General features: G+C 54.1%; 9 protein-coding genes, 1 tRNA gene and 2 pseudogenes. 7 read left to right on the forward strand and 5 right to left on the reverse strand.

Features of this window, described 5'->3' with window-relative positions; genetic code table 11:
* The 4 genes and pseudogenes from ABWP27_RS10250 to greB form a co-directional block, all read left to right on the forward strand.
* Positions 1-792: pseudogene (locus ABWP27_RS10250) on the forward strand (5-methyltetrahydropteroyltriglutamate--homocysteine S-methyltransferase); the annotation flags it as partial.
* Positions 793-1,051: 259 nt separating this feature from the next.
* Positions 1,052-1,969 carry a 23S rRNA (adenine(2030)-N(6))-methyltransferase RlmJ gene (locus ABWP27_RS10255; protein ID WP_353156254.1) on the forward strand — a complete coding sequence of 306 codons (918 nt, stop codon included), beginning with the start codon at positions 1,052-1,054 and terminating at the stop codon, positions 1,967-1,969.
* Between the two features lie 320 nt (positions 1,970-2,289).
* Positions 2,290-3,567 (forward strand): EAL and HDOD domain-containing protein, encoded by a 1,278-nt coding sequence (locus ABWP27_RS10260; RefSeq protein ID WP_353156274.1) that lies wholly within the window; start codon positions 2,290-2,292, stop codon positions 3,565-3,567.
* 174 nt (positions 3,568-3,741) lie between these two features.
* The gene (gene greB / locus ABWP27_RS10265) at positions 3,742-4,293 is read left to right on the forward strand and encodes a transcription elongation factor GreB (RefSeq protein WP_353156257.1); all 552 of its coding nucleotides are present in this window, start codon (positions 3,742-3,744) and stop codon (positions 4,291-4,293) included.
* A gap of 26 nt (positions 4,294-4,319) precedes the next feature.
* Here greB and ABWP27_RS10270 read toward each other — a convergent pair whose 3' ends face one another.
* The 5 genes from ABWP27_RS10270 to ABWP27_RS10290 all read right to left on the reverse strand — a co-directional run bounded on the left by ABWP27_RS10270 (position 4,320) and on the right by ABWP27_RS10290 (position 8,617).
* The gene (locus tag ABWP27_RS10270; protein WP_353156259.1) at positions 4,320-6,602 is read right to left on the reverse strand and encodes a RelA/SpoT family protein; all 2,283 of its coding nucleotides are present in this window, start codon (positions 6,600-6,602) and stop codon (positions 4,320-4,322) included.
* A gap of 44 nt (positions 6,603-6,646) precedes the next feature.
* A complete protein-coding gene (gene rpoZ / locus ABWP27_RS10275; RefSeq protein WP_353156262.1) occupies positions 6,647-6,850 on the reverse strand; it encodes a DNA-directed RNA polymerase subunit omega in 204 nt (67 codons plus the stop codon).
* A gap of 22 nt (positions 6,851-6,872) precedes the next feature.
* Positions 6,873-7,517: a guanylate kinase gene (gene gmk / locus ABWP27_RS10280; protein WP_353156265.1), complete on the reverse strand. Its 645-nt coding sequence runs from the start codon at positions 7,515-7,517 to the stop codon at positions 6,873-6,875.
* 83 nt (positions 7,518-7,600) lie between these two features.
* Positions 7,601-7,676: transfer RNA gene (locus tag ABWP27_RS10285), tRNA-Glu, on the reverse strand.
* Positions 7,677-7,714: 38 nt separating this feature from the next.
* A complete protein-coding gene (locus tag ABWP27_RS10290; protein WP_353156276.1) occupies positions 7,715-8,617 on the reverse strand; it encodes a YicC/YloC family endoribonuclease in 903 nt (300 codons plus the stop codon).
* Between the two features lie 189 nt (positions 8,618-8,806).
* On the opposite strand from ABWP27_RS10290, the gene ABWP27_RS10295 reads away from it, so the two are divergent.
* From ABWP27_RS10295 to rph, 3 genes and pseudogenes are all read left to right on the forward strand, one after another.
* Positions 8,807-9,814 carry a serine/threonine protein kinase gene (locus ABWP27_RS10295; RefSeq protein ID WP_353156268.1) on the forward strand — a complete coding sequence of 336 codons (1,008 nt, stop codon included), beginning with the start codon at positions 8,807-8,809 and terminating at the stop codon, positions 9,812-9,814.
* A gap of 37 nt (positions 9,815-9,851) precedes the next feature.
* A complete protein-coding gene (locus tag ABWP27_RS10300; protein ID WP_353156271.1) occupies positions 9,852-10,781 on the forward strand; it encodes a PP2C family protein-serine/threonine phosphatase in 930 nt (309 codons plus the stop codon).
* Between the two features lie 6 nt (positions 10,782-10,787).
* Positions 10,788-10,945 (forward strand): annotated as a pseudogene (gene rph / locus ABWP27_RS10305) (ribonuclease PH); the annotation flags it as partial.

A 10,945-nucleotide genomic window follows, 5' to 3' on the forward strand; every position in this document is an offset into this window, starting at 1 on the left:
GAACAGTTGTGGGGCTACGGCTTCACCGCAAACGGCTGGGTACAAAGCTACGGTTCGCGTTGTGTCAAACCACCTTTCATTTACGGCGACGTGTACCGTCCGGAAGCAATGACAGTAGGCTGGAGCGAATTCGCACAAAGCCTGACCAGCAAACCGATGAAGGGCATGTTGACGGGTCCGGTGACGATGTTGCAATGGTCCTTCGTGCGCGACGATCAGCCGCGCGACACGACTGCACTGCAAATCGCTTTGGCATTGCGCGATGAAGTCGTCGATCTGGAAAAAGCCGGCATCGGCATGATTCAAATCGATGAACCTGCCTTCCGCGAAGGTTTGCCTTTGAAGGCTGCCGACTGGCCGCATTATCTGGATTGGGCGGTGAAGGCATTCCGCATCAGCGCATCGGGTGTGCAGGACGACACGCAGATTCATACGCATATGTGCTATTCGGAGTTCAACGACATCCTGCCGTGGATTGCAGCGATGGATGCCGACGTGATCACGATTGAAACTTCGCGTTCGGATATGGAATTGCTGGACGGCTTTGGTCAGTTCTCGTATCCAAACGATATCGGTCCTGGCGTCTACGATATCCATTCGCCGCGCGTGCCACGCGTGGAAGAAATGCAGCGTTTGTTGCGCAAGGCACGCGGTGTGATTCCTGATGCACAGTTGTGGGTCAATCCGGATTGCGGCCTGAAAACCCGCGGCTGGCCGGAAACGACCGCTGCGCTGGAAAACATGGTGCTGGCGGCGCGTACCTTGCGCGCTGAGGTCGCAGCAGCCAGGTAATAAGTGATCAGCACGCCAGTTCAAGTTTGTTTTGAAGTGGTGCAGTTTGATTGATCGAGATGGGCACGCGGATTATTTCTCGTGCCCATTTTCTATTATTCATGACGTTTTGACGGGTATTGGGCAAAGAGCAGTGCGTTGGTGCAGAAACCGTTAATCGTAGGGTTTCAAGCCGGGAATTGTTAGAATGGCGTATTCCCGGAACTGCTGCCTTTGCGCGGTCTCCATTCTTTCATTCTTGCCAGGTTAGACCTTCCCTATGTTGAGTTACCGCCATGCCTTCCACGCAGGTAATCACGCCGATGTACTCAAGCATCTGGTTCAGATTCAGTTGCTCAAATATCTGAATCAAAAAGACACGCCATATATGTACATCGACACGCACGCCGGTGCCGGTGTGTATGCGCTTGACAGCAACTATGCGGCGAAAAATGCCGAGTTTGAAACCGGTATCGCCAAGCTGTGGGATCGCAAGGATCTGCCTGCTCCATTGGCTGAATACGTGCAGGTTGTGAAGGCGCTCAATCCTAGCGGCAAGATGCGTTATTACCCGGGTTCGCCATATTGCGCGGACAGCATCATGCGGGAGCAGGATAGATTGCGTCTGTTTGAATTGCATCCGGCTGACAGCAAACTGCTGGCCGACAATTTCCGTAAACTGGAAGCGCATGCAGCCGAGCAGGGGCAGCGTCAAACCGTGCGCGGCAAGCGCATCATGATAGAGCGGGCCAACGGTTTCCAGGGCTTGAAGGCTTTGCTGCCGCCGCCATCGCGCCGTGCACTGGTGCTGATCGATCCGCCATATGAAGACAAGACCGATTATCGCAGCGTCGTGCAGACGGTTTCCGATGCCTTGACGCGTTTTGCCACCGGCACTTATGCAGTGTGGTATCCGGTGCTGAATCGTCTGGAGTCGCGCCAACTGCCGGATAAATTGAAACGCCTGACCGCCAATGGCTGGCTCAACGTCACCTTGTCTGTCACCACGCCATCACCGGATGGTTTCGGCTTGCACAGCAGCGGCATGTTCGTGCACAACCCGCCATGGACGCTGGAGCCGATGTTGCGTGAATTGATGCCCTATCTGGTGAAAACGCTGGGTGGTGATTCGGGCGCGGGTTTTACGCTGGAAAGCGGGCAAACCGTGGCGACCTACACTGGAACGCGACGCGTATAAGGCGCGACTATCGCGGCGATTATCCGGAAATCCCCGTGTTTCGGTCATTGCCGCGGGAGAGGTCGTAATAATTATTTTTTTGGAAATATTAAAGAGGTAATCAAGCTCGTTTATTGACATAAATTTGCATGGATTCACTATTTCCAATTGGAAATGGGTTTATCCTGAGCTCAGCAAAAGGCTGTTGTAAAGCAAGAATAAGATACGGTAAAAAAACATTTAATATTTGATCGAGCGTAAGACAACGGTCGTGTTTCAAAGTTAAATCGGGCGCGATGCAACTGTTCTTCGTGCTTCAAAAATAATAGGCCATCATCTTGATGATCACAGACCTCAATCAGCACCTGCCTGATGAGCAACAAGCCCGCGTGAAAGAGTTCTTTCTTGCGCGGCAGCCTATCTTGAACAGTGATCAGAATCTGGTGGCGTACGAGCTGCTGTTTCGTCGTGCCTTGTCCGGCCCTGCCAATGTGATTGACGATCTTGCCGCCACTGCTTCGGTGATTGCACACGCTTCCGAACTGGGTATTGTCAATGTGATCGGCGCTTCGCTGGGCTTCTTCAATGTCGATGCCGCCGTGCTGATGCGCGACTTTGTGAATTTCCTGCCGTGCGAAAAGGTGGTGCTGGAAATTCTCGAAACAGTGGAGGTGACGCCGGAGTTGGTGGCGCGTGTGACCGAGCTGTCCGCCCAGGGTTTTACCTTTGCGCTGGATGATGTAATTTCCCACTCCGAAGCCCTGCAAAAGTTATTGCCGCTGGTAAAAATCATCAAGATCGATATTACCGGCATGCATAAAACCGAGATCGCCAAACTGGTCGATTATTTCAGGCGGGACGACAAATTATTATTGGCTGAAAAAGTCGAAACGATAGAGCAGTTCCAGGATTGCATGGAGCTCGGATTTCATTATTTCCAGGGCTATTATTTTGCCCGTCCGGTTATTCTTTCGGGCAAAAAACTGGCGCCATCCCAGCTGGCAGTCATGCAGTTGATGACGCTGATCATGGCTGATGCAGACACCGCTGAAATCGAAGCCAGCATCAAGAAAGATGCATCGCTGGTGCTGACCTTGCTGCGTCTGACCAACACGCCCGGGATGGGAGTGACGCGGCGCATCGATTCACTGAGCCAGGCGCTGACGGTACTGGGTCGTCGTCAGTTGCAGCGCTGGCTGCAGATTATCCTGTATGCAGAACATCACAAGGGCAGTCACTTCAATTCGCCCTTGCTGCAACTGGCCACCACGCGTGGCAAGCTGCTGGAGCTGATCACGGAAAAGTTGCGGCCCGGGCAGAGGGCGATGGCGGATACGGCCTTTACCGTTGGCATCATGTCCTTGATGGATACCCTGTTCGGCCAATCGATGCAGCAGATACTGGAACAGGTTGCCGTGGTGGATGAAGTCAGTAGCGCATTGCTGGCACGCCGCGGATTTTATGGCGATTTGCTCAAGCTGGCCGAGTATATTGAACAGATAGAAAAAACCGGTGCCTTGTTGATGCCGACTTTGCAAAAACTGCAGCTCTCGATTGAAGATCTGTATGCCTTGCAACTGGCTGCATTCGAGTGGAGTAACATGGTATCGCGTGCGTGAAAATAACGCAGCCGCAGTAAACTCTGACTCTTGTACTTGTATTTGAACTGTCACTGCCGCAGACACAATTGCTCCACCTTCCGATATCTTCCATCCCAATGTTTAACTTGCTCTGATCAACGCAGTACGCGTTTGCCGTAAACTGCTGCGGACAGGAAGTTAAAAGAGATCATGATGAATCAAGCTACCAATACTGAAAACGACGACGATGAAGATGGCGGCGCGCCGCCGATCCCCGTCGGCGCCAAGAATTACATGACGCCGCAAGGCCATCTGCGGATGAAAAACGAGTTGCTGAAACTGATAGACGTCGAACGGCCGGAAGTGGTGCAAATCGTGTCGTGGGCGGCATCCAACGGCGATCGTTCGGAAAATGGCGATTACATTTACGGCAAGCGGCGTTTGCGCCAGATCGATGGCCGCATCCGTTTCCTGACCAAGCGGCTCGACTTGGCGGAAGTCGTTGATCCAAGTGTGCATTACGGCAGCGAGCAGATTTTCTTCGGCGCCACTGTGCGCTATGAAACGCAGGCCGGTGATGAACATACGGTCACGATATTGGGGATTGATGAACTCGATCCGCTGCATGGAAAAATCAGCTGGATCTCGCCGGTTGCACGCGCCTTGACCAAGGCGCGCGAAGGCGATTCCGTCACGCTGAAAACCCCTGGTGGTCTGGAAGAACTGCTGATTCTGGAAGTGAGTTATCCGGCGCCTATTGCCTGATATCGACAGGGCGGATGGTGGAGTAACTAGGCTGCGCCTTTGTGTCGCAGCAAGCGGGTAACGCCGGGAATCGCACGCAGGTTACGCATCAGGCGGGCGAGATGAACACGGTCTTCGACCTGCACCGTAAAGTGCAGATAGGTAATCATGTGTTCCTTGTCTTCATCCATGCCGACGTGCGTGATGTTGGAATCGGATTCGCTGATTTCAGCCGCAACGCGGGCCAGAATTCCTTTTTCATTGCGCGCCAGCAGCGTGATGCCGCAATCGAAGCGACGATTGATGTCGGCACCCCAGGTTACGTCTATCCAGCGATCCGGTTCTTTCGAGCGCTGTCTTCTCGCGACATCGCACTCAAGGTTGTGGATAGTCAGACCCTGGTCGCGTTTCATCTGACCAATGATCGTATCGCCCGGAATCGGCTGGCAGCATGGTGCCAGCTGGACGGCAACGCCCTCGCTACCGTAAATGACGACCGGGTCGATTTTCTTGCTGACTACTTCGCCGTTGACGTCGAGCAATGGGTGCGGCAATGGGTCATCGTTCTCGACCATGCCGAGAATGTGGCGCGCAACCAGTGCAGCCATGCGTTTGCCGACGCCAATGTCGGCGTACAGATCGTCCAGCGATTTGGCGCTGGATTCGTTCAGCAAACGTTCAGTTACGGCAGGAGACAACTCGGGATTCAGATTCAGGGCGCTTAATGCCTGGCCCAGCAGTTTGCGGCCGAGTTCAATCGATTCGGTCAGGTTGATGGTGCGCAGATGGTGGCGAATCGCTGAACGCGCCTTGCCGGTGCGAACGAAACCCAGCCAGTTCGGATTCGGACGCGAACTCGGCGAAGTGATGATTTCAACGATGTCGCCATTACGTAATTCAGTGCGCAGCGGTACTTGTTCCAGATTGATCTTGACGGCAATCGTCTGATCGCCGACGTCGGTATGAATCGTGTAGGCGAAATCCAGTGCGGTGGCGCCACGCGGCAGGGCGATGATTTTCGATTTCGGTGTGAACACATAAACCGAATCGGGGAACAGATCGACTTTTACGTGTTCCAGGAACTCGGCCGAATCGCCAGTCTGTTTCTGGATGTCCAGCAGCGACTGCAGCCATGCATGTGTGCGCTGCTGCAGATCGTTCAGGCTGCCTTCATCATCTTTGTACAACCAGTGTGCGGCGACGCCGGACTCGGCCACGCGATGCATGTCCTGTGTACGAATCTGAAACTCGACCGGCGTGCCGTAAGGGCCGATCAAGGTTGTGTGCAAGGATTGGTAGCCGTTCAGTTTTGGAATCGCGATGTAATCCTTGAACTTGCCCGGCATGGGCTTGAACAGCGCGTGCAGCGTTCCCAGTGCGACATAACAATTCGCGAAGCTGTCGACCACGACCCGGAAGCCGTAGATATCCAGCACCTGCGAAAAGGTCAGACGTTTGTTGAGCATCTTGGTATAGATGCCGTACAAGGTTTTTTCGCGGCCGTAGACTTGTGCCGGAATACCGGTGGCGTCTAGCGTGTTATTGACTGACTCAAGAATCTTGCTGACGACTTCGCGGCGATTGCCACGCGCTGCCTTGACGGCTTTGGCCAGCGTTTTATAGCGCATCGGGTACAGATGCGAAAACGACAGGTCTTGCAGTTCACGATAAATATTATTCAGGCCGAGGCGATGCGCAATCGGTACATAGACTTCCATCGTTTCGCGCGCGATGCGGCGTTTCTTGATGGCGGACATGGAGCCCAGCGTGCGCATATTGTGCAGGCGGTCGGCCAGCTTGATGAGGATGACGCGCACGTCGCGCGCCATCGCCAGCAGCATCTTGCGGAAATTTTCCGCCTGCGCTTCGATCTGGCTCTGGAATTCAAGTTTCTCCAGCTTGGAAAGGCCGTCGACAATATTGGCAACCGGCGCGCCGAAGCGTTCGATCAACTCATCCTTGCGTACGTCCTGATCTTCCATCACGTCATGCAGCAGCGCTGCCATGATCGCCTGGGCATCCAGCTTCCAGTCGGCGCAGATTTCCGCGACAGCGATAGGATGCGAGATATACGGTTCACCCGACATGCGCATTTGACCGAGATGCGCTTCATCCGAGAAGCGATACGCTTCCTTGATCTTCTTCAGTTCGGAAGGAGTCAGGTATTCAGCGAGCTTGTTGGTCAGTTGCGTAACAGACGCCACGCCGGGAACCGGTGCAGGTGTTGAAGCAGGTGATTTGTTCGTTGTAACTTTTGAGGCCGAGCGGTCGGGAACCGCTCGGTTATTTGAAGCGATGGATGCTGTTGAATCTGTAGGTGTCAGGTTCATACTGATAGCTTATCAGCCGCATCGCGGTTAGCAGAAGAGATTTATTAGCTTGGGACTTTTTTCAACATTTCAATACCGACGTGGCCAGCTGCGACTTCACGCAGGGCGATCACGGTTGGTTTGTCTTTTGCGTCGACTTTAGGCGTGTGGCCTTGCAGCAATTGACGTGCGCGATAGGTTGCGCACAAGGTCAGTTGAAAGCGGTTTGGAATCTGTTTGAGGCAATCCTCAATGGTGATGCGGGCCATATGTGCTCCTAAAAATACGATATCAGCTTAAATTGGCATGAATGCCCAATTGGGCGAACAGGGATGCGTTCCGGGTTGACTGCTGTGCGAAGCGACAGCGAGTGGCTTTAACAATTGCACTTAACTCGGCTAAAGCGACTGTAAACTCTTGATTGATAATAACATATTCGAACTCCGACGCGTGCGCGATTTCGCCGCCAGCGGCCAGAATCCTGCGTGTAATCACGTCGTGATCGTCCTGCCCGCGTTTTTTCAGGCGTTCTTCCAGTGCGGCAATGGAGGGCGGCAGGATGAAAACACCAACCGCATGCGGAAACTGCTTCTTCACCTGTTGTGCGCCTTGCCAGTCGATTTCCAGCAAAACATCGACGCCGGCGGCCATTTGTTCGGCAATCTGGATGCGCGAAGTGCCATAGTAGTTGCCGAATACCTCAGCCGATTCGAGGAATTCGCCTGCGCTGCGGCGCGCGATGAAATCTTCCACCGAAGTGAAAAAATATTCACGTCCGTGCTGATCGTTCGGTCGCGGTTGCCGGGTTGTGTATGAAATCGACAACTTGATCGATGGCTCCTGCTCCAGCAAGGCGTTGACCAGGCTTGATTTGCCGGCACCCGACGGCGCAACGACTAAAAACAAGCTGCCGGAAGAAGTGGATTGTTCAGACATCGGTGTCTTTCATCAATAAGCTAAAGAGCAACGGACAGGCATGTGTTCGGTATGCCCATGCCTGCAATGCTGTTTGTTGTGTATGGCGTCCCCAAGGGGATTCGAACCCCTGTACTCACCGTGAAAGGGTGATGTCCTAGGCCTCTAGACGATGGGGACAAAAACTGTTTTCCTGTGACTGCGAATTGTAGCGCGGCTTACTCCAGATTTTGCACCTGTTCGCGCATTTGTTCGATCAGCAACTTCATCGCCATCGAAGCATCAGACAACTCCTTGACCGCAGCCTTGGAGCCGACCGTATTGGCTTCGCGATTGAGTTCCTGCATCATGAAGTCCAGGCGTTTGCCGACCTGGCCGCCTTTGTTGAGGATGGTGCGGGTTTCGCTCAGGTGTGCGGAGAGGCGGGTCAGTTCTTCGGCTACATCGACGCGTATGCCGTACAGCGTGACTTCCTGACGGATTCTATCCAGTGCTTCTTCGCGGCTGATGGTCGGCTGCGCGGCGGCGTCCCCATTCTTGACAGCCAGGCCCAGTGCTTCCTGCATGCGTTCGGTGGCTTTTTGCTGGAACTGTGCAATGACCTGAGGGATCAGCGGCGTGATACGCAAGACGATTTCTTCCATATCGCTGACGCGTGCAAGCAACATCGTTTGCAAGGCATTACCTTCGCGCGCACGGCTTTCGACAAATGCCGCCATCGTGGTGTGCATGGCTGTAATGACGTCGGCTTGCAAGGTGTCCTGACCCATTTCGGCTTCTTCGATGACGCCAGGCCAGCGCAGCAATTCGCCGACCGACAGGGGTGCTGCGTCGGTAAATTGCCGGCGCAGATCGGTTTGCAGCGTTGCCAAGGCATTCAGTGCGCTTGTGTTCAGTGCCTGCGTGGCGCCGGTTGCAACTTTGCGGCCGAAACTCAGGCGGCATTCGACCTTGCCGCGGGTGACGCGCGCCATGATGGCTTCGCGCAAGGAGGGTTCCAGCGCGCGCAAATCGTCGTTGATGCGAAATTGCAAATCGAGAAAGCGCGAATTGACGCTTTTGACCTCGATCGTCAATGTGCCGTTGCCGGTCTCGTAAGTGGTAACCGCGTAGCCGGTCATGCTGCAAATGGTCAAAATCAGTTCCTCGGTTTTACTTTACAAAGTGGTGATTTATCCACACAATCTACAACGAACCCTGTTGCCTGAGCCGGACGGGGAGACAAGAGGCAGACAATATTGCCATTTCAATTTTTGTTGTGCTCTTCTATTCAATCTTGAATCGACACGACTGAAACTAAACAGGACGACATGGCTGCGCAAAACAATGCTCCGTTACCGGATGGGCTGGAGATCGCTGGATATCGCATTGTAAAGAAGATTGCGTCTGGCGGGTTCAGTATTGTCTATCTGGCCTATGACGAAGACGGCAATGCGGTCGCGATCAAGGAATACCTGCCGAGCTCATTGGCGCTGCGCCAGCCCGGCGAACTGGTGCCGGCAATTTCACCGGAAAACCTGCCGGTTTTCCGCATTGGCTTGAAATGCTTCTTTGAAGAAGGTCGCGCGCTGGCGCGCATTGCGCATCCGAATGTGGTTAGCGTCACCAATTTTTTCCGTGCCAATGAAACCGTCTACATGGTCATGGGTTATGAGTCCGGCCGCTCGCTGCAGGATCACATCCTGCGCCGTCGCGACAAGGGCGAGAAACCGCTGGTATCGGAACGCTTCATCCGCAAGATGTTCAGCCATGTGATGAACGGTTTGCGCGAAGTGCATACCAATAAACTGCTGCATCTGGATTTGAAGCCGGCGAATATCTATCTGCGCGTGGATGGCACGCCTATCCTGCTGGATTTCGGTGCTGCGCGACAAACGCTGAAAGCGGATTTGCCAAAACTGTATCCGATGTATACGCCAGGGTTTGCGCCGCCGGAGTTGTACGTGAAGAACGGCAATCTGGGGCCATGGACGGATATTTACAGCATAGGCGCCTCGATGTTTGCCTGTATGGTGGGCGCCCCGCCGCAACCGGCTGATCAACGCAAGCTCAACGACAAGATGGATGGCCATTTCAACAAGCTGGAAGGCGTCTATTCGTCGGATTTGATCAAGGTCATACGCTGGAGTCTGATGATCGATCCGCTGGAACGTCCGCAAAGTGTGTTTGCGCTGCAAAAAGCCTTGCGCGAACCGATATCGGACAAGCAGGGCGATGCCAAATTGCAGCAGGTCACGCGCAAACTGAAAAGCATGTTCCGTGGGCTGGGCGGGAAAGCGAACGTTGCCAGTACGACGATTCAAGAAAATACACGTTAATCCTTACTCATTGCCGTAACTCTTATTCGACGACTCTATGCGATTCTCTGTTTATCAAGAAAGCCACATCGGCGGTCGCAAGAACAATCAGGACCGGATGGGCTACAGCTTTACACGCGATGCGCTGCTGTTGCTGGTGGCGGACGGCATGGGCGGCCACATCATGGGCGAAATGGCAGCACAGATTGCGATGCAGACGATCGCTTCGCTGTTCCAGGAAAATGCCACGCCGTATGTGAAGAAGCCTGAGCGCTTTCTCGAAGATAGTTTCTTCGCAGCGCATAGAGAGATCCATCGCTATCGCGCCATCAACAATCTGCCGGAAACACCGCGCACCACCATTGTCGCCTGCCTGATCCAGCACAACAGTGCGATGTGGGCGCATTGCGGCGATTCACGTTTGTACTGGATGCGTGGCGGCCAGATTCTGGCGCGTACGCGCGATCATTCGCGTATCGAAACCCTGATCGCACAAGGCAAGGTCGATGCATCGGAACGCGAGACGCACCCGGATCGCAACAAGCTGTTCAATTGCCTCGGCGCACCCAATATGCCCATCGTCGAAATTTCACGTCGTGTCAGCCTGCAGGTCGGCGACATCATGCTGCTGTGTTCGGACGGTTTGTGGTCGGTCTTGCCGGATCACGAGCTGGCACAACGCCTGCACAGCAATACGATCGTGCGCGCGATTCCCGAATTGTTGACTACGGCTACCGGCATTGCCGGCAAAACAGGCGATAATGTCACCGCGCTGGCGATGATGTGGGAAAGCAGTGAAAACCTGCAAGGCAACAGTACCATCACCACGCATACGCTACCGATAGGCAGCGTGACCACCACGATCCAGGCGCCGCGGCACCAGGATCTGGAGAGCGCCGACACGTATAACGATTCGGAAATCGAAAAAGCGATTGAAGAAATCCGCAACGCCATCGATAAATCATCCCGTATCACTTCCAGGAATTAATGTCTCATGTCGTATGAAAATCGTCCCAGCGGACGCGCCGCTGATGCCTTGCGCGCCATCAAACTTACCCGCAATTACACCAAGCATGCCGAAGGTTCGGTATTGATCGAATGCGGCGACACCAAAGTCATCTGCACCGCCAGTATCGAAGATCGCGTACCCGG

Origin of the sequence: Herminiimonas fonticola (assembly GCF_040395855.1) — a bacterium.
Lineage (GTDB): Bacteria > Pseudomonadota > Gammaproteobacteria > Burkholderiales > Burkholderiaceae_D > Oxalicibacterium > Oxalicibacterium fonticola_A.

Bases quoted from the DNA above. Each gene is read 5' to 3' on its own strand.
- ABWP27_RS10300 (WP_353156271.1), top strand. From the start codon at position 9,852: ATGCGATTCTCTGTTTATCAAGAAAGCCACATCGGCGGTCGCAAGAAC.
- ABWP27_RS10255 (WP_353156254.1), top strand. From the start codon at position 1,052: ATGTTGAGTTACCGCCATGCCTTCCACGCAGGTAATCACGCCGATGTA.
- rpoZ (WP_353156262.1), bottom strand. From the start codon at position 6,850: ATGGCCCGCATCACCATTGAGGATTGCCTCAAACAGATTCCAAACCGC.
- gmk (WP_353156265.1), bottom strand. From the start codon at position 7,517: ATGTCTGAACAATCCACTTCTTCCGGCAGCTTGTTTTTAGTCGTTGCG.
- ABWP27_RS10290 (WP_353156276.1), bottom strand. From the start codon at position 8,617: ATGACCGGCTACGCGGTTACCACTTACGAGACCGGCAACGGCACATTG.
- greB (WP_353156257.1), top strand. From the start codon at position 3,742: ATGAATCAAGCTACCAATACTGAAAACGACGACGATGAAGATGGCGGC.
- ABWP27_RS10295 (WP_353156268.1), top strand. From the start codon at position 8,807: ATGGCTGCGCAAAACAATGCTCCGTTACCGGATGGGCTGGAGATCGCT.
- ABWP27_RS10270 (WP_353156259.1), bottom strand. From the start codon at position 6,602: ATGAACCTGACACCTACAGATTCAACAGCATCCATCGCTTCAAATAAC.
- ABWP27_RS10260 (WP_353156274.1), top strand. From the start codon at position 2,290: ATGATCACAGACCTCAATCAGCACCTGCCTGATGAGCAACAAGCCCGC.